The sequence below is a fragment of the Rhizobium sp. NFACC06-2 genome (assembly GCF_900101425.1).
Taxonomy (GTDB): domain Bacteria; phylum Pseudomonadota; class Alphaproteobacteria; order Rhizobiales; family Rhizobiaceae; genus Agrobacterium; species Agrobacterium leguminum.
Map to the genome: position 1 here is coordinate 147,732 of NZ_FMVA01000007.1, position 22,051 is coordinate 169,782.

Below are 22,051 nucleotides of genomic sequence, written 5' to 3' on the forward strand. Positions count from 1 at the left end.
TTTCCCGCCATCTGTAACAGGAAAACCTGTCTCAGGCCGTCAGTTGCTCGTATGCCGCATAGATGGACAGGAAGTCTGAAGCTTTCAAGCTCGCGCCGCCGATCAGCGCGCCATCCACGTTCTCGACGCCCATCAGTTCCAGCGCATTGGCGGGCTTCACAGAGCCGCCATAGAGGATGCGCATGGTCTTGCCGGCGTCGCCGAAGCGCTTGACGAGTTCGTCGCGCATGAAGGCATGGGCCTCGCGCACATCGTCCACGGTGGGTGTCAGACCCGTGCCGATCGCCCAGACGGGCTCGTAGGCGATGACGGTGTTTTCGGCGGTAGCCTCATCCGGCAGGGAGCCGGCGAGCTGGCGCTTGAGAATATCGAGCGTCTGGCCCGCCTTGCGCTCATCCGCGGTTTCGCCGATGCAGACGATGGCGATGAGATCGGCCTGATGGGCGGCAACGGCCTTGGCGCGCACCAGATGATCCGTCTCTGCATGGTCGGTGCGGCGCTCGGAATGGCCGACGATGACATGGGTGCCGAAGCAGTCGGCGATCATCTCGGCGGAAATATCGCCGGTATGGGCGCCGGAGGCGTTCTGGTGGCAATCCTGCGCGCCGATCATCAGCGGGCTGTCATCGCAAAGCGCCGTTGAGACGTAGAGCAATGTCGAGGGCGGGCAGATCAGCGCATCCACCTTTTCGGACAGCGCGCCCTTGACGCCCTCTGCCATGGCCTTGATCTGATCGAGCGAGGCACGGGTGCCGTTCATCTTCCAGTTTCCGGCAACAAGCGGTCGAACATTCGGCGTCATGCGTATCCCATTCCCTTTGTCTTGAGGCCGCCTGTGGCGGCGCCCCTTCCCTCAGCCGTATCACGGCCCATAATCGCGACAGAAACACTGCCGGAAATCCCGGGATATTCCTTTAAACGGCCCCGGCAATAAATGGTACAAAAAAGCGGCCCGAAGGTTCAAAACGACGGCCAATTTCTGAAAATTCGCCGCCGCTGACCCGAAACAGCGGCCTCAGCGGCTCAAAATCCAGTTCAAAACCGCCCGCCAGTCGGTCATGCGCACCGGTGTGCCGTGGCTGCCGGTCTCGTAACGCGTGAACCGCGCCGGCTCGCCGGCCTTCAGCAAGGAGCGGAAGATCGTCGCTTGGCTGTCGGCGGAATAGACCTTGTCGGCGCTGCCATGGGTGAACCAGACCGGCTTCTTCGCCCTGGCAAAGACGCTTTTCGGAAAATCCGGATCGACCGCACCGCCAAGGATCGCCATGCCCTTGAGATTGGCGACGGCAGCCTTGTCGCGGCTGATGCCGTAGCAGATGAAACTGCCCATGGAGGCACAGGTCAAAATGACAGGCTTGCCGCCCGATTTTTTCGCCGCATCGGCAATCAGCGCCGCAACATCGGCAACGCCGTTTTCATCGAAGGAGCGCACGCTCGGCGCATAATAGGTGCCGCCATTGGCCACAGCGAGGTTTTTCAGCCGGTTGAAATTGCCGCCGAAGGTGTAGTCGTTCATGCCGAGCCGCCGGTCGCCGCCGCGTCCGTGGATGAAGATGACCGTGAAGGCCTGCCCGCTAGCCGGCCCGACGCGGCCGACCTCAAGCGCCCTGCCCTCAACGGACATTGTTTCCAGCGCCTGTGCCTTCTTCGGCGCCATATCCACATATTGCCGCTTCACCCGACGCTCCGGCACCTCGTCGCGGCCGTTGATATCGCGCATCTCCTGATAGTCGATGACTTCGGATGCGCCGCCATCGCCCGTGGAAAGCACCGTCTGTGCGGAGAACAACTCGTCCTTGAAAGGCCGCAGCGGCCCGTCGGCGGCGGAGACTGCGACGGGCATGGCCGCCACAGTCAGGCTGAAAAGAGTACAAAACGTGAAATGAGCTGTGGACATGCCTTGCCTAACCGTTCATTCGTGGCTGCGAGACTTGCCATTGCAACCTCGCCAGCGCAATCCTCCTGTTGCGAAACCCTGACACAATCGTGGCATAGGATGCGCCGCGTCTCCCAGACAGGCCCACTTCAAATCGGACGGGAACCGCGTTTGGCGTTATGATTGACGCTATTGGCATAATGATTCGCATGGCGAAATTCTGACACACGCTTTTGAACTTTGGACATGATGGACGACAGCAACGATCTCTTTTCCGGTCTTCCGGCAGCACGAAACAGCGATACGGAAACGAACGAGGACGCGGCGAAAACCGCGAAGGCCCCGGCGACCGCTGCTGCCAATGTAAACGTGCAGCCGAAACCGGCAGCCGTTGGCCCTGTCGCTTCGTCCGCTCCCCCGCCGCCCATGTCTCCCACCGGTGACGACTACGGCGCCTCGTCGATCCGCGTACTCGAGGGCCTCGAGCCGGTACGCATGCGCCCGGGCATGTATATTGGCGGCACCGATGAAAAGGCGTTGCACCATCTCTTCGCCGAAGTCATCGACAACTCCATGGACGAGGCCGTCGCCGGCCACGCCAATTTCATCGAGGTTCACCTCGACGCCGAAGGTTTCCTGACGGTCACCGACAATGGCCGCGGCATTCCGGTGGAAAACCACCCGCAGGTACCCGGCAAGTCGACGCTCGAAGTCATCATGACCAAGCTGCATGCCGGCGGCAAATTCGACGGCAAGGCCTATGAGACATCGGGCGGCCTGCACGGCGTCGGCGTTTCCGTGGTCAATGCGCTCTCCGATCTTCTCGAAGTGGAAGTGGCCCGTAACCGCAAGCTTTACCGCCAACGTTTCTCGCGCGGCCTGCCGATCGGTCCGCTGGAAGAGCTGGGCGACGTGCACAATCGCCGCGGCACCCGCGTGCGTTTCCATCCCGATCCGCAAATCTTCGGCGACCACGCGAAGTTCGAACCGGCCCGCATCTTCCGCATGGCCCGGTCCAAGGCCTATCTCTTCGGCGGCGTCGAAATCCGCTGGAGCTGCGATCCCGGCATGGTGCCGGCCGGTGGTGAAATCCCCGAAAAGGCCGTTTTCCATTTCCCCGGCGGCCTGAAGGATTATCTTGCCGCCACGCTCGGCAAGGAATTCACCGTCACCCGCGAGATTTTCTCGGGCCGCACGGAAAAGACCGGCGGCCACGGCGCGCTGGAATGGGCCGTCACCTGGTATGGCGGCGATACGCAGATCCATTCCTATTGCAACACCATTCCGACGCCCGAAGGCGGCACGCATGAGGCCGGCCTGCGCATCGCGCTCACCAAGGGCCTGAAGAATTATGCGGACCTGACGCAGAACAAGCGCGCCAAGGACATCACCACCGATGACGTGATGATCTCGGCCGCCGGCATGCTCTCCGTCTTCATCCGCGAGCCGGAATTCGTCGGCCAGACCAAGGACAAGCTCGCAACCGTCGAGGCCCAGCGCATCGTCGAAAACGCGCTGCGCGATCCCTTCGACCATTATCTCGCCGGCAATCCGGGCGAAGCGGCAAAGCTGCTCGACTGGGTGATCGAGCGGGCCGAAGAGCGCCTGCGCCGCCGCAAGGAAAAGGAAGTCAACCGCAAGACCGCCGTGCGCAAGCTGCGCCTGCCCGGCAAGCTGGCGGATTGCGCCCAGAACACCGCAGAAGGGGCCGAGCTTTTCATAGTAGAGGGCGACTCGGCCGGCGGCTCGGCCAAGCAGGCGCGCAACCGCGCCAACCAGGCCATCCTGCCGCTGCGCGGCAAAATCCTCAACGTCGGCAGCGCCAGCCGCGAAAAGCTCTCCGCCAACCAGCAGATTGCCGATCTCATCCAGGCGCTCGGCTGCGGCACGCGCACCAAGTACCGCGAAGAAGACCTGCGATATGAGCGCATCATCATCATGACCGATGCCGATGTCGACGGCGCGCATATCGCCTCACTGCTCATCACCTTCTTCTATCAGGAAATGCCGGAACTCATTCGCGGCAACCATCTCTATCTCGCCGTGCCGCCGCTTTATGTCATCCGTCAGGGTGCCAAGAGCGCCTATGCCCGCGACGACGCCCACCGCGCCGAGCTGATGGAAACCGTCTTCAAGGGCAAGAAAGTCGAAATCGGCCGCTTCAAAGGCCTCGGCGAAATGATGGCCCAGCAGCTGAAGGAAACCACCATGGATCCCGAAAAGCGCACCCTGCTGCGCGTCGAGATCGACGATGTGGATTTCGAAGGCACCCGCGAGGCCGTCGACAACCTGATGGGCACCAAGGCCGATGCCCGCTTCCGTTTCATTCAGGAACGGGCGGCATTCGCTGATAATCTGGATATCTGACTGTCCGTCCCGGCCCGCGATATGCGGGCGGGACACTTTAACTTATGCCGCAGCAACATCCTCACGAACACGCAGAATGCGGTCGATCAGACCCCATTCTTGCGCTTCCTCCGCCGTCATGAAAAAATCCCGGTCCATGGCCGCTTCGAATTTTTCATAACTGCGTTTGCAATGTTCGGAATAAAGCCGCGTCATACGGTGCTTGGTCTGCTTCATCTCTTCGGCATGGATCAGCATGTCCGACGCCTGCCCCTGGAAACCGCCCAGCGGTTGATGAGTGTGGATGCTGGCATTGGGAAGGGCGCTCCGCTCGCCCGGTTCCCCCGCCATTAGCAGAAACGATCCCATGGAGCGGGCCGTTCCCATGCAGAGCGTATGAACCGGTGCGCGGATATAATGCATGGTGTCATACATGGCGAGACCGCTGGTCACCACACCGCCTGGCGAATTGATATAGAGATGGATCGGCTTCTTCGGGTTTTCGGCCTCCAGAAAAAGCAATTGCGCACAGACCAGCGCCGAAACCGCATCGTTCACCTCGCCGTTGAGGAAGATGATCCTTTCCCGCAACAGCCGGGAGTAGATATCGAAAGACCTTTCTCCCCTTGACGATTGTTCGACTACCATAGGGACGAGTTGCATCGCTTCGCGCATCGGCGAACTCCTGTCGTTGAAATGTCGGGGAACGTTCCGGATCAGGCGGCGAGCTTGATCGGCGAACCGTTATGGTTTGCGGCGGCTTTTATCATACGGCCGGTATTGACGGGCAGGTCATGAATGATGCGCAGGCTGGTGCCGCCATGGGCGTTCGCCGCGATCCTGAAGGTGACGGTGCTTTCCAGAAAGGGCGGATTATCCTCGCGCAGCCGGTAGCGAACCTCCTCGCCGGGCTTGATATCGATCGCATCGGGTTCCGCCAAAGCCGCCTTCGGCAGCCAGTTTTCACGAAACGCCGGAATGCTGATGGCGCGCCAGACCTTTTGCGGCGGCTCGTCCAGATCATATTCAAGCTCGATGCCGTTTTTCGGCGCTTCCGGTGTCTGCCTGTTCATTGGTCCATATCCTTCAGCAGGAGTTTGAGAGCCTCAATGCGCTGCGGCCAGTAGGCGCGATATTTGCCGAGCCAGGCCGCAATGCGCGTCAGCCCGTCCGGATCCACCTCATAATTGACGAAACGGCCCTGCCGTTTCTCGACGACCAACCCTGCCCCGCGCAACACCGAAAGATGCTGTGACATGGCCGGCTGGCTGATCTCGATCCCCTCACGCAGGGCGGAAGCGTTCATGGCGCCATCCGCCAGCTTTTCGAAGATGGCGCGGCGCGTCGGATCGGCCAGCGCCCGGAAAATATCGTTCTCAGTCATGACAACACATAAGCACACACTTATCTGATTCACAAGCCCTTTCGGCGCGTGCAAAACGCGTCTTTTTCACGCTGATGGCAGGAGATGCCGTGAACGCTTTATCCCCTCGCGCGTTTTCATTCCGCCTGATACTCTTCGGGCCGGGAGCGATCAAAACAAGTGACTGCATTTACGGTCTTCATCATCATTCTTCTCATGGTCATCGGGCCGAGCCTGTTTGTCGTCATCGGCAAACAGCGGGAAAAGGCCATTCCCAAGCGCCCCTCCACCGCCCTGCCCCTTGCCGAAGACGCGACGACGCTGGACCGGCACTGGCAATCGATAAGAAACGGCTGGAACGAGAAAAATGCGCTCTGCCTGCTGCATTCCAACCTCGATGCCTTTGCGGTGCGCGTGGCGGCGGCGCGTGCCGCCGGGCGCAGCCTCGATCTGATGTATTACATGTGGAATGCCGACCTGACCGGACGGCTGATGATGCGCGAAGTCATCGCCGCCGCCGATCGCGGCGTACGCGTACGCCTGCTGCTCGACGATCTCGGCGTCTCCATCTCCGACCGCATCTTCCACGCCATCGACAGCCACCCGAATATAGAGTTGCGACTGTTCAACCCCACCCGGGCGCGGGAAAACATTCTGCATCGAAGCATCGAGCTGGTGCTGCGCTTCCGAAGCGTCAACCGGCGCATGCACAACAAAGCCTGGATTGCCGATGGCCGGGCCGTGATCGTCGGCGGGCGCAACATTGGCGACGCCTATTTCGACGCTGCCGAGCGGGCAAATTTCCACGATTTCGATATTCTCGGCTTCGGCAACATCGTCGCCGACGCCACGGAAATCTTCGACGATTACTGGAACAGCGCCGTTTCCGTGCCCGTGCGTTCGCTATTGGCGCGCAGACCGAGCAAACTCGCAAAGCTGCGGCGCGAACTCGATGCCCTGCCGAAAAGCGAAGCGGCAAAACCCTATCTGGAGCGGGTCGAAAGCCAGTATGGCCGCGACCATTTCCTGATGTCGGACCGTCTGCACTGGGTCGAGGCGGCGGATATCCTCGCCGACCCGCCGGAAAAGGCGGCGGGCAAACGCCGCAAGGGTCATAACTTCCTGATGGAAAGCCTGCTGCCGCTGATGCAGGCGGCAAGCGACAGCCTGCACATTACCTCCCCCTATTTCATTCCCGGCAAACAGGGTGTGGGGATATTTCAACAGCTCGCAGAAAACGGCGTGTCGGTCGCCATCCTCACCAATTCGCTGGCCGCGACAGATGTGGCCGCCGTGCACGCCGGTTATGCCCGCTATCGAAAACCGCTTCTCTCCGGCGGGGTGCGCCTGCACGAGCTGCGCGCGCAGGCGGAGCAGTCCAACTTCACCCTGCGAGGCTCGGGACAGGCGAGCCTGCACACCAAGGCCTTCACCCGCGATGGCAGGACCGGCTATATCGGTTCGCTCAATTTCGATCCGCGTTCCGCCTCGCTGAATACGGAAATGGGCGTCGTCTTCAACTCGGCGCCGCTGGTTGCCTGTATGGACGAGATATTCGCCGGCGAAATCCGCCGCACCATGAGCTTCGAGCTGGAAATCGACAAAGGCAGGCACATCGTCTGGATGACGGAAGAACAGGGGCGGACAAGGACATACCGGCGCGAACCCGACGCTGCCATCAGCCGCCGCATCGTTGCCGGTATCATGCGCTTCCTGCCGCTGGAATCGCAGCTTTAGCGGGAAAAGCCTGGGCTCAGGCCGCCGGCCTTACCCCCGCTTTCGCCAGCTGTATCTGCACCAGCGTATCGAGGTTCTGGTTGACCCGGCAATAAAACTCCTCGTCGATGAAGGGGCGCAGCATGAAATCGTTGCCGCCCGCCTTCAAAAACCGCGCCGAAAGCAGCCGGTTGGTGGAGGAAGACACCCCGATGATGCGCAGCTCATGCGACCCGCGCATGGTGCGGATGCGCCGTGTCAGTTCGAAGCCGTCAATATCGGGCATGTTGTAATCGGTCACCACGAGGCCGATATCGGGATTGGCCTTCAGAATATCGAGCGCCTTCGCACCGCTATCCGCCAGGCTGACGCGGAAATTATAACGCTTGAGACGGCTCGAAAGCAGCGCCCGCGCCGTCGGGCTGTCATCAACGATCAGCACGTGATGGCGGTGGTTGGTGAGAAAGCGGCAGACGGATTCCGTCAGCATATCCACGGCGAAAATATTGTCCTTCAGAATATAATCGACCACATCCTTGGCGATCAGCGTTTCACGCGTCGCCTCATGAAAAGTGCTGGTGAAAACGATGGTCGGGATCGAAAGATCGATCAGATATTCCAGCGCCTCTCCCTTTTCCGCCCCGGGCAGGTTGATATTGGAAATGGCAAGTGTCACCGGCTCGGACGAATGTTCGTAACAGGCCTGCAACTCTTCGAAGGAGCGGCAAACCTCCACGGAAACGCCCAGCATCTCATTGAGCCGCCTGCTCACCATCTGGGTGAACACGTTGCTGTCTTCCGCCAGCAAAATCCGGCTATTTGTAAAAGGCACGCCCGAATACTGCATGCCCGTTATGCCCAGGAAATTCATTCTGTCCCGACCCCCATCGAATGTCAGCTTAAGATAGCAGGCTCATTTTTCAGAATGATTAATAGCACTATTTCTGAAGCTTCAGTTGAGCACATGCTTACTTAAACGGAAATACGGCCCGCGAGGGGCCGTATTCCAAGTTTGGGAGGGGATTTCTGTCTTATACGCGCAGAAGTGCGTTATCGGTGTCGAACGGGCTCTCTTCCACCACTTCGGCATCGTAGGACGTGCCGAGAATGCGGATCTTGAGCTTGGTACCGACTGCTGCGTATTCCGGCTTGAGCATGGCAAGCGCGATGGATTTGCCCATGCGCCAGCCGAAGCCACCGCTTGTCGCACGACCGGCAAGCACGCCGTTTTCATCGAAGATTGCTTCCGAACCGCGCGCATCGACGTCTGTATTGCCAGACACGGTCAGCGTCGAGAACACCCACTTCGCACCGGCTTCCTTGTAAGCTACCAGCGCATCGCGGCCGATGAAGGATTTTTCCGGGCGCACGAAGCGAGCAAGACCGGATTCATAGGCGTTGTATTCCACCGACAGCTCGCGGCCCATGTTGCGATAGGATTTTTCGAGCGACATGGAGACCATGGCGCGGATACCGAATGGCTTGATCCCGAATTCGGCGCCCGCTTCCATCAGCCGGTCGAAGATGTAGTTCTGCATCTCGATCGGATGGTGCAGTTCCCAGCCAAGTTCGCCCACGAAGTTGACGCGCAACGCATGCGCCGTCGCCACGCCGACGGAAATCTGCTTGCCGGTGAGCCAGGGGAAGTCCTTGTTCTCAAGGCTGGTGCGGGTCAACTTCTTAAGCAGATCACGCGATTTCGGACCGGCCAGAACCAGCACGCCGTATTTCTGCGTGATCGGCTGCAGCACAACCGAACCATCGGTGGGCGCAAGGCGGCGCAGCACGTCATGGTCATGGGCTTCGAGACCACCGGCCGAAACCATGTAGAAGCGGCCCGGCGCCCATTCATAGACCGTGAATTCCGCTTTCACGCCGCCATTCGGCGTCAGGAGATGGGTAAGCGCGATACGGCCGCGCTTCTTCGGGATGGCATTGGCGAGAATGCTGTCCAGCCATGCCCGCGCACCGGGGCCGGAAACCTCCATCTTGGCGAAGGCCGACATATCGAGCACGCCGACATTCTGATGCACGTTCTTCACTTCGTTGCCGACATGCTCGAAGTAGTTCGAGCGGCGGAACGACCACTTCTCAACGATACGGCCATCATCCAGAGCCGGTGCATGGTTATGACTGGTGATGACATCGGCGCCAACGCCGAGGTCTTCCTCACGCAGCGCGTAACCTTCGGGCGCATACCAGTTGGCGCGCTCCCAGCCATAGACGGAGCCGAACACGCCGCCGAGCTTCTTCAGACGGTCGTAAACCGGCGTCGTCTTCAGCGGACGGGCGGCAGAGCGCTCTTCATCCGGGTAATGCATGGTGAAGACGTTGGCATAGGCTTCCTCGTTCTTGGCGATGAGGTAACCTTCCGTTGCGTAAGGGCCGAAGCGGCGCGGATCGACGCCCATCAGGTCGAGCGTCGGCTCGCCATCGACGATCCATTCGGCCAGCTGCCAGCCTGCACCACCAGCGGCGGTGATGCCGAAGGAGTGGCCTTCGTTCAGCCAGAAATTCTTCAGGCCCGGCGCAGGACCGACGATTGGATTGCCATCAGGCGTATAGGCAATCGCGCCGTTATAGACCTTCTTGATGCCGACTTCGCCGAAGGCCGGAACGCGCACCATGGCGGTTTCGATATGCGGCATCAGTCGATCGAGTTCTTCCTGGAACAGCTCATATTCGCTGTCATCGGATGGACCGTCGACATAACAGACCGGCGCGCCAACTTCATAAGGACCGAGGATCAGCCCGCCCGCTTCTTCACGCATGTACCAGGCCGAGTCGGATTCGCGCAGCACGCCCATTTCCGGCAGGCCCTGGCGGCGGCGTTCCTGAATGGCCGGATGCGGCTCGGTGACGATATATTGATGCTCGACCGGAATGACCGGAATGTTGATGCCGACCATCTCGCCGGTCTTGCGGGCAAAGGAGCCCGTGCAGGAGATGATGTGTTCGGCGATGATCTCGCCCTTGTCCGTCGTCACCTTCCAGTGACCGTCTTCAAGCTGCTCGATGGCGGTGACTGTCGTGTTGCGATAGATGGTGGCACCGCGATCGCGCGCGCCCTTGGCGAGCGCCTGCGTCAGATCGGCAGGCTGGATATAACCGTCATCGGGATGCTGGATGGCGCCGAGCAGGCCGTCCGTCTCGCAGAGCGGCCAGATTTCCTTCACCTGCTCCGGCGTCAGCATGTTGACGCGCACGCCGATGGTCTCGGCGATACCGGCATAATACATATATTCGTCCCAGCGATCCTTGGTGCGGGCGAGACGGATATTCGAGACCTTGGAGAAGCCGACATTCATGCCGGTCTCTTCCTGAAGCTCCTCATAGAACTTCACGGAATATTTGTGAATCTGGCCAACCGAATAGCTCATGTTGAACAGCGGCAGAAGCCCGGCCGCATGCCAGGTGGAACCCGAAGTCAGCTCCTTGCGCTCGATGAGCACGCTGTCGCTCCAGCCCTTCTTGGCAAGATGATAAAGCGTCGAAACGCCAACGACGCCGCCACCGATCACCACCGCCCGTGCATGTGTCTTCATTTACAGAACCCCTGAAAAGCGCCGGCCTTGCCTTATTCCGCCGACATTGGATGGGAGGAATATGAAGCGCTTGCGGGTTGTTCAGCCGCCTGATTGCGACATGGCCATAGGGTGCTGCGACAGGGAAGAAAATGCGGAGCCTGCCGGATGAATGCAGGACAGCTTCGCCGCTCGTTTCTTCTCCCCGGCGAGGCGAAAGCGACAAGCGGCGAGTCCCTGGCCGGGAACTCGACGTCCACAAGCAACAGCGATCTACGCTTTCGCGCCGGGTTTCTCCTTCGGCTCAGTCGGCTTGTCGCTCTTCGATGCCTCTTTCTCCGGCGCTGCGGCACCCGTATGGGCCACCACCGCCTTGTCGCCCTCCTCCGAAAGCAGCGCCGCCAGCATCTGCGGGTTCGCGTCGCCTTCCACGTGGATATTGAGGTTGCGCTGCGGGAACGGGATGTCGATCCCCTCCTCCCGGAAGCGCTGGAGGATTGCGATACGCAGCGCGTTTTTCACGCCGAGACCGTTCGAGAGATCGGCAAGGTGGAAACGCAGTTCGAAATCCAGCGAAAAATCGCCGAAGCGCAGGAACTCCACATGCGGCTCGGGATTGCGCAGGACCGGCGGCTGGGCGCGCACGAGTTCCAGCAGAATATCCATCACCTTCTGCGGATCGGAATCGTAAGAGACGGAAACGGGAATTTCCGCGCGCATGATGCGGTTGCGGTGTGTCCAGTTGCCGACCGAGGAATTGATGAACTCCGAATTCGGCACGATGATCGACTGGCCGCGGAAGGTTTCGATTTCGGTGGCGCGCACGGAAAGCCGCTTGACGGTGCCTTCCGTTGTGCCCGTTACCACCCAGTCTCCTACCTTGAAGGGGCGTTCGACCAGCAGGATGAGGCCGGAGACGAAGTTGGAGACGATGTTCTGCAGGCCGAAACCGATACCGACCGAAAGGGCCGACGCCACCAGCGCCAGGCTGGAGAGGTTGAGACCGGCCGAAGATACGCCGAAGATGGCCGCCACCGCGATACCGAGATAACCGATACCGGTCTTGACCGAGTTGCGCACCCCAGCATCCACCTGGCCGCGCGCCATGACGTTATTGTCCAGCCACTTCTGGAACCAGCGGGTGATGATGTAACCAATGGCGAAGACGAGGACGCCGCCGAAGAGGCCGATCAGCGAAATGGAGGCATTGCCGACGGTGATGCCGGTCAACAGGCGATAGGCCCAGCTTTCGATATCGCCCGGCTGGAAGCCCCAGGAAAACAGGATGAGCGGCACGCCGAAGGCAAGCGCGACGGCATAAATGCCAAGCCCCGCGGCAAGACCGGCCTGATCGAGCGCCACCACGCCGAGACCGAAACGCCGCGCGAGATAACGTCCGGCAAGCGATTCCGCAAAGGCGCCCTGTCGCGAAATCGCCTTGCCGGAGAGAATGCCGATATACATCGTCGCCAGCACCGCGCCGGTGGCGACGATCTGGGTGGCAAGGAAGCGCGCAAGCCCGACATAACCCGTCAGGCAGGCGCCGATGAGAATGAGGCCGCCCACCCGCAGCAGGATGACCAGCCAGCGCGGCAGGCGCTGATTGCCGGTGTCATAATCCTGCCCCTCGCCGATCACCGGCCGAAGGAACGATACGGTCAGCAGGATAAGGCCAATGATGATCGAGGCGAGGAAACTCTTGGCAACCGTGACGATCAGCGGCGAATAAAGCGTCTCGCTGATCGTGCCGAACAGGTAATCGAGCCCGTTGACGAGCGCCATCAGCAGCACCGCCGAGGACAGCGTGTGCGCGCCCTTGTTGGACACCTTCAGAAGGCGCCATTCCGCCTGCGTCGGCGCAAAGATCGCATAGCTCAGCCGCGAGACGAAATAAACGAAACCGGTGACCGCCATCGCCCCGAACAGGATCGGCGCGATGTCCGACCGCAGCACGTTGAAATTATCGAGGAAGAAGGCGGAAGTGACGAGAAACAGGAACAGTGACAGCGACTGCACCATGGTGGACCAGAAGGCCACCGAAAGCCGTCTAAGATAGGAAGGCTCGCCCGTAAAGGCCCGCCGGTCCATGCGGCTGCCGAAAAAGCGGTAACCGCCCACGAGAAACAGCAGGGCAGCCATGATCGACAGCGTCACCGCCCCGAACATCGGCAGGCGCTTGTAATTCCAGACGAAGCTCGCCCAGCTGCTGAAAGCGTTGTTGAGGTTGGTCAATTCGGTCAGAAAGGCGGAGGAGGCATCGCCCAGTGTCTGCGCCGAAACTTCGGTGCGCTTGAACAGCGTGGCGGCGAAAAGCGCCCGGCGAACGGCGGTGATGTTATTGGAAATCTGCGCGGCATTGGTGGCCGTGCTCTCCACCTCGCCGGCAATCGCATTCACCTCGGCCCGTTCCGCCGTCAGCCGGTTTCGCTCCTCCGTCACCATGCTCGCCTCCGGCGGCTGGTCGTCCGCAGGCGCCGCACCCAGCGCATCCAGCCGGGTCTTGATCTGGTCGAGGCGGGTGCGCAGCTTGGTGTTGGCGGCGGCGGCATCGGCGGCAATGGTGTCGGCGCGGCCCTTTAGGTCCACAAGCTGCACATCGTCGCTGCCGCCCGCTTCCACCTGTTTGGCAATCGCCGCGACATCGGCCTTCCATTTCTCCAGTTCCGCCCTCGCCTGTTCGACGGTCGAGGCCTGGATCGCCACCGGGGCGGGCGATGTTGTTTCCCCCTGCGCCGCAGCCGGCAATGCCGACAAGAGACCGCCGGCCAGAAAAAGCGCCATGGCCATTATCACCGCCATGGCGCTCCTTTGCCGCCGATCCCGCACCAGGCCGTCGAACATCCTTCTGCCGTCCATCAATCCGCCGAACATCAACCGCACATCCATGCCTTTCGTCTCTTTGCGCCGCATCAGGCTTTTTAGCGCCTGCCGCGCGGAAAACCACCCGCATAAAGCGAGGTTTTCAGGAGTTTGCCTTGCTTTTCACCACGAGAATCATCACCTTTGATGATGCAGCAATATGGGAGGAAATCATGGAATCTGCTGGCATTGGCTGGATCGCAGCCATCATCATCGGTGGTGTCGCCGGGTGGCTCGCCGAACAATTCATGAAAAGCAATATGGGTGTTTTCATGAACATCCTTCTTGGAATCGTCGGCGCGATCGTCGCCAACGCCATCCTTTCGGTATTTGGAATCGTTCTGCAAGGTTGGCTCGGTTATCTCATCGCCGGCTTCATCGGCGCCAGCATCCTCATTCTTATCGGCCGGGCTTTCAGGCGCGGATGAATAAAAGGAAAAATCCGTAAAACCCCGGATTTCCAGACTTTTCCAGCGCGACTGAAATTTTTTCGTCACAAAAATCGAAGAAATTTCATTTCCGCGCTGGACAAGCCCAAACTTCCCCTTTATACGCCCCCTCACACCGCCACACGGTGCCGGTCGGGTGATTAGCTCAGTTGGTAGAGCAGCTGACTCTTAATCAGCGGGTCGTAGGTTCGAGCCCTACATCACCCACCAAATTCCTCCTGAAATGACAAGACGTTGCGATGCTAACTTAAAGCATCGCATAAACGCACCGGGCTTTCGCCAAGGCCTCCGCTTTCGACAATGTTTCGATAGTGGTTGCGCATAGAGCCGCCCTCGTCACCTGCAACGCGCGGCTGCGCCAACGGTCGGGCTGGTGCCAAACGCGCCTATAATTCCGTTTCCGGCACCTTAAGATCTGCCCCGACAAAACGCGGCGCCAGCGGCCGCCCCGCGATGCGGCTTCCAAATTGCTCGGTGAAAGGCACAGGTGCCGCCCGTTTGACCGCCTCGATGGCGGAATCGATGAAGGCCTTGCGCCTCGGGCTGTCTTCCTGTGGGCGCGCGGCGGTGACCACCACCTTGCCCCTTATCTGTCCGTCCTTGTGCAGAATGAACTGCAATGTCACGACCAGCCCCGCCGTGTCTTCCGGCGGCACCCAGCAGGCGTAGATCGCATCGAACATTTCATTGATATTGCCGGCCGGTGTCGGGTCGTTGCAGACCCGTGACTGGCCTGAGGCCTGCGTCGAAAAACCGGCGGACAACAGGACCAGCGCCACGAGGCCTGACAGCCTGAACGCGCTGGCGAATGGAAACCAATGCGGGATCAAATCAATACCCTCTACCGAAGCTCGATCTGCCTGCTTGGCCAGACCTGCCGTCACCGTTTCTTGAAATCAATTTCGTCAATAAGAATTCAGCGGAGCATTGCGTAGTTTCCCCGCTCTTAGTTTCATGATCACAGCAAGCCCAAATATATCGATAAAAAACTAAAAACAAAACAATTTTAAATTAAAACAAAATGAAAATTGAAATAAACTACTAGAATTCACACCAAAATCATCAATAAAATCCGAATTTAGAAACGTAAAATACAGAGATATACAAATAAACGATACCATAAACACGGAAACATACACTACCATCCACTCTCCACGCGAAGTGAAGCGCCAGCCTGGACATATACATCCCCGGCCCGCGCAATCACGACCCTTTCCGTAAGAGCACGGGGCTCAACTGCAGCAACCGGCTTTCCGTGTGGCCGCCGAAAAGATGATTATTGGCGTTGCGGCATCGCCCGTTCCCCAAAGCTGTCTCAATCGTCATTATGATCGGGACCATGAGATTGCTCATCAACATATTGCTTTTCATTCTCGGCGCGGTCGGGAGCGGGATATGTGCGTTTTTATTATCGGCAGCGCTTGCCGATTCCGGATTTCTCGGCTCCTGTTTTGAAGGAAATTGCGCTTATGCGGCGCTTTTCATGGTGCTGCCCGTCACATGGTTCGTGCTTTTTGCGCTTTATGTGATGGCGCTGCTGATCTGGCGGCGAAAGCCTTTCCGGAACGGAAGGCTCTGAAAACGGAGGTGGCGACGTCATCGCCGCCGCGCACGCGTTGACAGCGATCAAGACTTGCCGCTAACGTCCGCCTGCTGGGGGATTCGCTGCCAGTGATATGCGGGCCTCATGAGCAACCCGATATCACCGGCCTCTGAATGTGCATGTTCCGATTTGCGTCTCGCGTATGTGGACATGACGGAAAACAGGGAGACCAAAGGATGCGGGCCGCAATCAATTCCCCGTCGCTTTCGATCGACACCATGGACTATCAGGCCGAGTGCCAGTTTGCGCTGGAACCTTCCATTCACGGGCTGATCGAAAAAGCCGAACATGCCGGCTGGAACCGCCAGCAGGCCGCCCTTGCCATCGTCGCGCTCGCCAGCGAGCATCTCACCGATCTATTGTCCGCCGGCGGCGTTCCCGCGCCGGATCAACGCCCCCTCTCCTGATACCCTCCTCAAGCCGGTGGATCAGCGCCGGCGTCATCGAAACAACATCGTAAAAATCAACACAGCAGGTCCGGAGTGTCCCTGTCGACACTGCCGGAACAGGTTCGTGCTGTGAAGGCCGACGTGTGGGCAAAGTCGATCCCGCACGGCACCCGGACGCAGCCCGTCGCGCCGCCTTCATCGCGCCGGGCGCCAAACCGCCTGCCGGCAACCCTGCCATAGTGTTGACACAAGCCACTAATAATGAGAACATAAAGTGAACATTATGGAGGTCAGCGATGAACACAGCAGACGCAGCCATAGAAAATGCCCTTTCCGTTGTCGCCCGCTCCCGCGATATGCGCGAACGCGCGCTCGAGCGGCGGCGCGAGCTGCAACGGAGAACGGAAGTCATCATCACCCGGCCGCTTTACGTGCTCAAAAAGAACGAGGAGCCGAAACAGCTGTCGCTGAAACTCGACAGCTAGGGCACGCCCGGTTTAAACGGAATGGGTGGACGTGCTCTACCTCTTTGTTTTTACGCACTTTCCGGACGTAAAACCGCTTCGCACTTTTACTGGAAATGCTCTACTCGCCGATGCAAAGAACCGGCAAGCGTGGCGCTGTGAAAGCGAAGGCTGCCCCACGTTCCCCCTGAAAGCAAAATCCCGTGCGGATCACCTCACACACGGGATTTTTAGAATGAAGAGGTTGTGGTGCCTGTTTATTGCATGCGTTGCATTGCGGCTTCTGGTTCACCGGTCGTCGCAACCGCTGCCGGAAGGCGGTCGGTCTTTTTCAGGATGACGACTGGCTTTTCCACCGGATCTGTCGGCGGAACGATGCTTGCGGTTTTGAATTCACGGTCTACGGCAGGAACGGAAGCGTTGATCTGTTGATGACCTGCGCATTCCGCAAGCGCTGCACTGGCGGAAAAACCAAAGACAGCGGCGATAATGAGAACTGATTTCATGTCATTCTCCCTTCGCTCTTGTGGCGATCTCCAGTCTAGGTGGAGACGGGCCGGATTGAAAATCACACTTTAGAGACATCTAAAGCTCATGATCATTTCGGCAGTCGTCGTCATCGATGTGCGTGGCAGGCAACAGGCAAATGCCGTCGCCCTTATTTCTTCCGCACATCCAGCGGATTTCGGCAAAGCGGTCTGCGAAATATCATCGCCACATAACTTCCCTTAAGAGAAATGAGGCTTGGCGTGTAAGTCGAAACCTTCGCCGTGTTGGCGGCCTTTATCGTTCTCCCCTCAGAGGAATTCTGCTGCATGGCACGCCTCCTTCCATGAGCGATAACGAAAATGCGCCGGTCTTGTTCCGCGCTCACGCGAAACAACGGTCAAGCAAGATGAAGATAAGGTGCTGCCGCGTGTTTCTTCTCCCCGCCGGTGAGAAGAAACACGCGGCGACCTTCCAGCCATATCCGAGGCCCCAAATGCGCAGTGCTTGAAAATTCCGCCCAAAACCTCTATATGCCTCAGCGCGAGGACGACCTCGGCCACAGTGGCGACAGCATGCGGGACGGCCCGGTCACATACCGGAGAATGAAATGCGCTCCCTGCAAGATCGTATCCGCCACGCCCTCAGCTTCGAAATCATCGGCCTTCTACTCGTCATTCCCTTGGGCGCGCTGCTTTTTGGCATGCCTATGGAAGATATCGGCATTGTCGGCATCGTCAGCGCCACGCTGGCGACGGTCTGGAACTACATCTACAATCTCGGTTTCGACCACGCCATGCAGCGGCTGAAAGGCACGACGCTGAAGACGCCCGCCCTTCGGGTCGCTCATGCCGTGCTGTTCGAACTCGGTCTGCTGATCGTGCTGATGCCCTTCATCGCCTGGTATCTGAATATCAGCCTTGCCCACGCGCTGGTGATGGATATCTCGTTTGCGCTGTTTTACGTGGTCTATGCTTTTGTCTTCAACTGGAGCTACGACCGGGTTTTCCCGCTGCCGGAATGGAAGTCGCAGCAGGACGCCGCCTGACCGGCACGGAAAGGAACAGCGCCTCAGCGCAGCGACGCCTTGAAGAAGCTGACCACCTCGGCGTTTAAGCTGCGGTGAAACCCCGCCCGGTCGAAACCCGCCGCATCGCTGCAAATCTGGGGCACGGCCTTTTCCATCTCGGCGGGGCAAGGGGCGATAAAGGAAAAGTGCCCCGCCCCTTTTACCATCCGATAGTCCGGTTTCACCGGCAGATCGTCGCGCAGCCTTGCAACATCCTGCGGTGCGACACCATCGCCGCCGCGTTCCGAACTCCAGAGCTGGACGGGGATCGTGATATTCTTCAGGTCGCCCGCGCCGGGAAATGCATTCAACGGGTCGGCGGTAACCACAGCCTTTATCCGCGCATCCTGACCGCCATGCTGCGGCAATGTCGTCCTCTGCCGCATCTGCGTGCAAATCGGCGCCTGCGGGTCGGGACAGGGCAGCCCGGCATTGGCAAAATCAGGCGTGCCGCCAGCAAGCACCAGCGCGGTATAACCGCCGCGCGAAAATCCGAAGACGCCGATCCGCCCGGCATCGATGGAACCGGCGTCGCTAAAACCTTCAAGCAGATGATCGAGCAACCGGGCAATATCCGCCGGACGCCCCGTCAGCGCGGAAAGCTCGCCCGCCTTCTTCATTTCAAGCGCATTGTCTCCGGGGTGATTGATAGCCGCAACAATGAAGCCGGCATCCGCCAGCGCCGCCGCCGTGTCCCGATGGCTGAAATAGGTGCCGCCAAAGCCATGGGAGATGACGACGAGCGGATACTTCCCTTTAGGAACAGGGCAATCGCGCACGGCGGGCAAAATAAAGGGGCCGATCCTCACCTCTTCCGGCGCGGCCGCGCAGGGCGACCATACCGCAGCCTTCATGGCGGCTTTGCCGTTCGCGGCTGGAACGTCGATCAGCCGAAGACCGGCCGCCGTGGCGGCGCCCGTTCCAGACAGGGCGGAAAACATAAGGCAAAGCAGCAGAAATCGCATCGCCAACTCACGGATCGGGACCATTATGCACAGGCCGATCGGTGACCGGCGCTACGCGAACATAAAGCGGTTTCCTGTGGCGGCCATAACGCCGAGCGCTTAAAGGGATTTCAGCGTCCAGGCTACGATGTCGCGCGTGGCGGCGGCAAAGGCCTGATCCAGCGCCTTCACGAAGTTGGCGTTGCCGGAACCGCTGACGCGGGCGCTGGCGCGGAACACTTCCTGCGCCTTCACCGTGCCGTTGCGGTCGTTCAGGAGCTTCACCGATATTTCGATATTGGCGATATTCTTCGCCGTATCGATTTCGAAGGCGCGGATATCGGTCACGACCTGATAGTCGATTGCCAGCCCCTGCCCCGGCCGGCCGACGCCGCCGAGCTTGCCGGTATCCTCGAAGGCTTCCACCAGCTTGGACTGTACCATGCGCGGCAGGCGGTCGCTCCATTGCGAATTGCCGAGATATTGCACCTCCGAGCCGGAAAGGCGCACCACGATGTTTTCGCTGTCGAGCGCCTTCAGGGCGGTCGGATCGGCAATCAGCAATTGCCGGCTTTTCAGCGAAGGCCCCTGGGTAACCGCCGCCGAAGAGACGGAAAGATCGAAAGTATCGTTCTTCGGCGCACCCGCGCAGCCGGCCATCAAGGCGGCAAACAGCGGAGCCAGAATGAGGGCGCGTCGCTGACGGCCGTTCATCGATCGTGTCATTGGCCCATACCCCTCTTAGCGCCTTGTTCTGCCATCATATTGTTTCACGGTTTCGCCGCCGAAAATCAACCGCTGCGGATCGCGGTCGATATTGGTGATGGCATTGTTGAGATTGTCGACCGTAACCCGCGTGCTGCCGATCAGCGCCTGGAAATCCTTCAGGCCCGAGCTGGAGAAACGCGTCAGATTGTCGGCAATCGGCCCGATGCGGGCATTGAGATTGTCCGCCACCGCCTTGAAGGAGGTGAGCGTTTCACGCGCCTTGGCAAACAGCGAATTGGCATCATCGGTGCCGAGCATGCCGTCCACCTTGGCAAGAATGCCGTCGACGCGGCTGGAGGCGAGGTTCAGCTTGCGGCCCATTTCGGTAAAGTCGGAAACCGCCTGGTCGATATCGGCACGGCGGGCGCCGACATCGTCAGCGATCCGTTTGAAGTTCGCCACGGCATCGCGCGCATCGGCGGTCGCAGAGGAAACGTCATCAACCACGGTGCCCACCTTGGCCGGATCGACGGAGGCGAGAAGCTCATCCGCGCGCTTCACCACGGTCTGCACCTCGGTGCTCGCCGCTTCGAAATTGCGCGCCGTGCTCTGTACCGTCTCCATGATGCCCTGAATATCGCTGGAAGCGGAAGCGACATCCTTCGTCACCTTGTCGACATTCGACAGGATGGAATCGATCTTGCCGGCATCCACCGCCTTAACCAGATCCTCGATGGCCGTCAGCGTACCGCCGAGACGCACCGAGACCGACTGCACCGTTGTGGAAAGCGAGCTGAGGCTGGCGATGAAATTCTTGATGCCGTCGGAATTGGCCGCCAGCGCATCGGAGAATTTCTCGGCATTGCGCACCGTCTGCGTCAGCGGGCCGCGCGCATCCTGCACGAAGCCCTGCAATTCGCCGATCGCGCCATCGGCGCGTTTCAAAATCTTGTCGGCCGTGGCGAGCAGGTTGGTGACGCTGGAAAGATCGGCCGTCAGTTCCGCCGGAACGCCGCTTTCGACAGCTTTCTGCAGAATGCGCTCGCCATCCTTGTTGCCGCCGGAAAGCTCGATATAGGCGGCACCCGTCAGGCCCTGAATTTCAAGCACGGCGCGTGTGGACGGGAAAACCGGGGCATCGGCCTGCACTTCGGTAAAGGCGATGGAATAGGCCGGATCGTCGCGGTCGATCGCAAGCCCGCGCACCGTGCCGACCGGAATACCGTTGAAGCGCACGGGAGACCCGACGGAAAGACCGTTCGCCGAACCGGGAATACGCACGACAAGCTGCGCCGTCGGGCCACCTCGGCCAAACTCGGCCATCCAGTAAACGAAGCCGAATGCGGCGGCGATCACGATCAGCGTGAAAATTCCGACTATGGTGTAGTTCGCCTTGGTTTCCATGCTTCTTGTTACTCCACCGGATTTTCGTGTTTGCCGTCCGGAAGAACGACAGAGCGGGCCCGTTTGCCGCGGAAATAGGACTGCACCCACGGATCGTCGCAGGCGAACATGTCCTGCAATGTCCCTTCTACCAGCACTTTCTTCTGGCCCAGCACCGCAATGCGGTCACAGACGGAGAACAGGCTGTCGAGGTCGTGCGTCACCATATAGACGGTCAGGCCGAGCGAATCGCGCAAGCGCGCAATCAGCATATCAAATTCCGCCGCCCCGATGGGATCGAGGCCGGAAGTCGGCTCATCGAGGAAGACGAGGTCGGGATCGAGGGACAGCGCCCGGGCAAGGGCCGCACGCTTGATCATGCCGCCGGAAAGCTCGGAAGGATACTTGTCGCCCGCATCGGGCTTCAGCCCCACCATCTCGATCTTCAGATAGGCAAGCTCGTCCATCAGCTTCTTCGGCAGGTCGAGATATTCCCGCATCGGCAGCTGGATGTTTTCCTTCACCGTCAGGCCGGAAAACAGTGCGCCCTGCTGGAACAGCACGCCAAGCCGCTGGTCGAGCATCATACGGTCGTCTTCGCTCGCCTTGTCGTAATCGGTGCCGAGAATGCGGATCGCACCCGCCTGCCGTGGCAGCAGCCGCAAGATCGCACGCATCAACACGGATTTGCCAGCGCCGGAGGGGCCGATGAAGCCGAGAATTTCACCGCGATAGACATCGAGGTCGAGATTTTCGAGCACGTTGCGGCCGTTGAAGCCGACGGTCACACCCTCGACGGAAAGCACCACCTCGCGGCCGTCTTTCCCGGTTCTTGTCTCATGCGGTTTCTGGTCCAGTTTCTCCAACGCGCC

Annotated in this window: 22 protein-coding genes and 1 tRNA gene; 9 read left to right on the forward strand and 14 right to left on the reverse strand. The window is 59.7% G+C overall.

Annotated features, from left to right (window positions below; translation table 11 throughout):
- Positions 1-31: 31 nt before the first annotated feature.
- Both tpiA and F3H58_RS14080 read right to left on the reverse strand, forming a co-directional pair.
- On the reverse strand, positions 32-802 hold the full coding sequence (tpiA, locus tag F3H58_RS14075; RefSeq protein ID WP_149742631.1) for a triose-phosphate isomerase: 771 nt from the start codon (positions 800-802) through the stop codon (positions 32-34).
- Positions 803-1,015: 213 nt separating this feature from the next.
- Positions 1,016-1,897, reverse strand: a complete 882-nt coding sequence (locus F3H58_RS14080; RefSeq protein ID WP_149742632.1) for an alpha/beta fold hydrolase — start codon at positions 1,895-1,897, stop codon at positions 1,016-1,018.
- Positions 1,898-2,122: 225 nt separating this feature from the next.
- Here F3H58_RS14080 and parE point away from each other — a divergent pair, with 225 nt between their 5' ends.
- A complete protein-coding gene (parE, locus tag F3H58_RS14085; RefSeq protein ID WP_149742633.1) occupies positions 2,123-4,243 on the forward strand; it encodes a DNA topoisomerase IV subunit B in 2,121 nt (706 codons plus the stop codon).
- A 42-nt stretch (positions 4,244-4,285) separates the two neighbouring features.
- On the opposite strand, the gene F3H58_RS14090 is transcribed toward parE, so the two are convergent.
- The 3 genes from F3H58_RS14090 to F3H58_RS14100 are packed head-to-tail and all read right to left on the reverse strand — an operon-like array spanning position 4,286 to position 5,606.
- Positions 4,286-4,897 (reverse strand): ATP-dependent Clp protease proteolytic subunit, encoded by a 612-nt coding sequence (locus tag F3H58_RS14090; protein ID WP_149742634.1) that lies wholly within the window; start codon positions 4,895-4,897, stop codon positions 4,286-4,288.
- Between the two features lie 41 nt (positions 4,898-4,938).
- A complete protein-coding gene (locus F3H58_RS14095) occupies positions 4,939-5,295 on the reverse strand; it encodes an SRPBCC family protein (protein WP_149742635.1) in 357 nt (118 codons plus the stop codon).
- The gene (locus tag F3H58_RS14100; protein ID WP_003524773.1) at positions 5,292-5,606 is read right to left on the reverse strand and encodes an ArsR/SmtB family transcription factor; all 315 of its coding nucleotides are present in this window, start codon (positions 5,604-5,606) and stop codon (positions 5,292-5,294) included. The genes F3H58_RS14095 and F3H58_RS14100 overlap by 4 nt, the downstream gene beginning before the upstream one ends.
- Before the next feature lie 159 nt (positions 5,607-5,765).
- Between F3H58_RS14100 and F3H58_RS14105 the strand changes: the two genes are divergently transcribed.
- A complete protein-coding gene (locus tag F3H58_RS14105; RefSeq protein ID WP_149742636.1) occupies positions 5,766-7,322 on the forward strand; it encodes a phospholipase D family protein in 1,557 nt (518 codons plus the stop codon).
- Positions 7,323-7,338: 16 nt separating this feature from the next.
- Here F3H58_RS14105 and F3H58_RS14110 read toward each other — a convergent pair whose 3' ends face one another.
- From F3H58_RS14110 to F3H58_RS14120, 3 genes are all read right to left on the reverse strand, one after another.
- On the reverse strand, positions 7,339-8,172 hold the full coding sequence (locus F3H58_RS14110) for a response regulator (protein ID WP_149742637.1): 834 nt from the start codon (positions 8,170-8,172) through the stop codon (positions 7,339-7,341).
- Positions 8,173-8,332: 160 nt separating this feature from the next.
- A complete protein-coding gene (locus F3H58_RS14115; RefSeq protein ID WP_149742638.1) occupies positions 8,333-10,846 on the reverse strand; it encodes a GcvT family protein in 2,514 nt (837 codons plus the stop codon).
- Between the two features lie 252 nt (positions 10,847-11,098).
- Complete coding sequence (locus F3H58_RS14120) at positions 11,099-13,606, reverse strand: mechanosensitive ion channel family protein (RefSeq protein WP_502706419.1); 2,508 nt, start codon at positions 13,604-13,606, stop codon at positions 11,099-11,101.
- On the opposite strand from F3H58_RS14120, the gene F3H58_RS27545 reads away from it, so the two are divergent.
- The 3 genes from F3H58_RS27545 (at position 13,605) to F3H58_RS14130 (ending at position 14,343) form a co-directional block, all read left to right on the forward strand.
- Positions 13,605-13,832, forward strand: a complete 228-nt coding sequence (locus F3H58_RS27545) for a hypothetical protein (RefSeq protein WP_286169564.1) — start codon at positions 13,605-13,607, stop codon at positions 13,830-13,832. The genes F3H58_RS14120 and F3H58_RS27545 overlap by 2 nt on opposite strands.
- A gap of 25 nt (positions 13,833-13,857) precedes the next feature.
- On the forward strand, positions 13,858-14,112 hold the full coding sequence (locus tag F3H58_RS14125) for a GlsB/YeaQ/YmgE family stress response membrane protein (protein ID WP_149742702.1): 255 nt from the start codon (positions 13,858-13,860) through the stop codon (positions 14,110-14,112).
- Between the two features lie 155 nt (positions 14,113-14,267).
- Positions 14,268-14,343 (forward strand) — tRNA-Lys (locus tag F3H58_RS14130).
- A 176-nt stretch (positions 14,344-14,519) separates the two neighbouring features.
- On the opposite strand, the gene tolA is transcribed toward F3H58_RS14130, so the two are convergent.
- Entirely contained in the window at positions 14,520-14,963 is a 444-nt protein-coding gene (gene tolA, locus F3H58_RS14135) for a cell envelope integrity protein TolA (RefSeq protein ID WP_286169539.1), read from the reverse strand.
- A 497-nt stretch (positions 14,964-15,460) separates the two neighbouring features.
- Here tolA and F3H58_RS14140 point away from each other — a divergent pair, with 497 nt between their 5' ends.
- From F3H58_RS14140 to F3H58_RS14150, 3 genes are all read left to right on the forward strand, one after another.
- Positions 15,461-15,712, forward strand: a complete 252-nt coding sequence (locus F3H58_RS14140; RefSeq protein WP_020810465.1) for a hypothetical protein — start codon at positions 15,461-15,463, stop codon at positions 15,710-15,712.
- 200 nt (positions 15,713-15,912) lie between these two features.
- A complete protein-coding gene (locus F3H58_RS14145) occupies positions 15,913-16,143 on the forward strand; it encodes a hypothetical protein (protein WP_003524760.1) in 231 nt (76 codons plus the stop codon).
- Between the two features lie 278 nt (positions 16,144-16,421).
- Positions 16,422-16,610: a hypothetical protein gene (locus F3H58_RS14150; protein WP_149742640.1), complete on the forward strand. Its 189-nt coding sequence runs from the start codon at positions 16,422-16,424 to the stop codon at positions 16,608-16,610.
- Positions 16,611-16,846: 236 nt separating this feature from the next.
- Here F3H58_RS14150 and F3H58_RS14155 read toward each other — a convergent pair whose 3' ends face one another.
- Positions 16,847-17,095, reverse strand: coding sequence for a hypothetical protein (locus tag F3H58_RS14155; RefSeq protein WP_003502962.1), 249 nt, complete (start codon positions 17,093-17,095; stop codon positions 16,847-16,849).
- Positions 17,096-17,685: 590 nt separating this feature from the next.
- Between F3H58_RS14155 and F3H58_RS14170 the strand changes: the two genes are divergently transcribed.
- Positions 17,686-18,123, forward strand: coding sequence for a PACE efflux transporter (locus F3H58_RS14170; protein WP_149742642.1), 438 nt, complete (start codon positions 17,686-17,688; stop codon positions 18,121-18,123).
- A 23-nt stretch (positions 18,124-18,146) separates the two neighbouring features.
- On the opposite strand, the gene F3H58_RS14175 is transcribed toward F3H58_RS14170, so the two are convergent.
- The 4 genes from F3H58_RS14175 to F3H58_RS14190 all read right to left on the reverse strand — a co-directional run bounded on the left by F3H58_RS14175 (position 18,147) and on the right by F3H58_RS14190 (position 22,045).
- Positions 18,147-19,109 (reverse strand): alpha/beta hydrolase family protein, encoded by a 963-nt coding sequence (locus tag F3H58_RS14175; RefSeq protein ID WP_149742643.1) that lies wholly within the window; start codon positions 19,107-19,109, stop codon positions 18,147-18,149.
- A 99-nt stretch (positions 19,110-19,208) separates the two neighbouring features.
- Positions 19,209-19,814 (reverse strand): ABC-type transport auxiliary lipoprotein family protein, encoded by a 606-nt coding sequence (locus tag F3H58_RS14180; RefSeq protein WP_149742644.1) that lies wholly within the window; start codon positions 19,812-19,814, stop codon positions 19,209-19,211.
- A gap of 15 nt (positions 19,815-19,829) precedes the next feature.
- The gene (locus F3H58_RS14185) at positions 19,830-21,200 is read right to left on the reverse strand and encodes an MlaD family protein (RefSeq protein WP_149742645.1); all 1,371 of its coding nucleotides are present in this window, start codon (positions 21,198-21,200) and stop codon (positions 19,830-19,832) included.
- A gap of 8 nt (positions 21,201-21,208) precedes the next feature.
- On the reverse strand, positions 21,209-22,045 hold the full coding sequence (locus F3H58_RS14190) for an ABC transporter ATP-binding protein (protein ID WP_003502972.1): 837 nt from the start codon (positions 22,043-22,045) through the stop codon (positions 21,209-21,211).
- Positions 22,046-22,051: the final 6 nt, after the last annotated feature.

Bases quoted from the DNA above. Each gene is read 5' to 3' on its own strand.
- F3H58_RS14110 (WP_149742637.1), bottom strand. From the start codon at position 8,172: ATGAATTTCCTGGGCATAACGGGCATGCAGTATTCGGGCGTGCCTTTT.
- F3H58_RS14115 (WP_149742638.1), bottom strand. From the start codon at position 10,846: ATGAAGACACATGCACGGGCGGTGGTGATCGGTGGCGGCGTCGTTGGC.
- F3H58_RS14080 (WP_149742632.1), bottom strand. From the start codon at position 1,897: ATGTCCACAGCTCATTTCACGTTTTGTACTCTTTTCAGCCTGACTGTG.
- F3H58_RS14120 (WP_502706419.1), bottom strand. From the start codon at position 13,606: ATGGCGCTTTTTCTGGCCGGCGGTCTCTTGTCGGCATTGCCGGCTGCG.
- F3H58_RS14140 (WP_020810465.1), top strand. From the start codon at position 15,461: ATGATCGGGACCATGAGATTGCTCATCAACATATTGCTTTTCATTCTC.
- F3H58_RS14100 (WP_003524773.1), bottom strand. From the start codon at position 5,606: ATGACTGAGAACGATATTTTCCGGGCGCTGGCCGATCCGACGCGCCGC.
- F3H58_RS14150 (WP_149742640.1), top strand. From the start codon at position 16,422: ATGAACACAGCAGACGCAGCCATAGAAAATGCCCTTTCCGTTGTCGCC.
- F3H58_RS27545 (WP_286169564.1), top strand. From the start codon at position 13,605: ATGGCCATTATCACCGCCATGGCGCTCCTTTGCCGCCGATCCCGCACC.
- F3H58_RS14170 (WP_149742642.1), top strand. From the start codon at position 17,686: ATGCGCTCCCTGCAAGATCGTATCCGCCACGCCCTCAGCTTCGAAATC.
- tpiA (WP_149742631.1), bottom strand. From the start codon at position 802: ATGACGCCGAATGTTCGACCGCTTGTTGCCGGAAACTGGAAGATGAAC.
- F3H58_RS14090 (WP_149742634.1), bottom strand. From the start codon at position 4,897: ATGCGCGAAGCGATGCAACTCGTCCCTATGGTAGTCGAACAATCGTCA.
- F3H58_RS14185 (WP_149742645.1), bottom strand. From the start codon at position 21,200: ATGGAAACCAAGGCGAACTACACCATAGTCGGAATTTTCACGCTGATC.
- F3H58_RS14155 (WP_003502962.1), bottom strand. From the start codon at position 17,095: ATGAAATCAGTTCTCATTATCGCCGCTGTCTTTGGTTTTTCCGCCAGT.
- parE (WP_149742633.1), top strand. From the start codon at position 2,123: ATGATGGACGACAGCAACGATCTCTTTTCCGGTCTTCCGGCAGCACGA.
- F3H58_RS14175 (WP_149742643.1), bottom strand. From the start codon at position 19,109: ATGCGATTTCTGCTGCTTTGCCTTATGTTTTCCGCCCTGTCTGGAACG.
- F3H58_RS14095 (WP_149742635.1), bottom strand. From the start codon at position 5,295: ATGAACAGGCAGACACCGGAAGCGCCGAAAAACGGCATCGAGCTTGAA.
- F3H58_RS14180 (WP_149742644.1), bottom strand. From the start codon at position 19,814: ATGACACGATCGATGAACGGCCGTCAGCGACGCGCCCTCATTCTGGCT.
- F3H58_RS14145 (WP_003524760.1), top strand. From the start codon at position 15,913: ATGCGGGCCGCAATCAATTCCCCGTCGCTTTCGATCGACACCATGGAC.
- F3H58_RS14125 (WP_149742702.1), top strand. From the start codon at position 13,858: ATGGAATCTGCTGGCATTGGCTGGATCGCAGCCATCATCATCGGTGGT.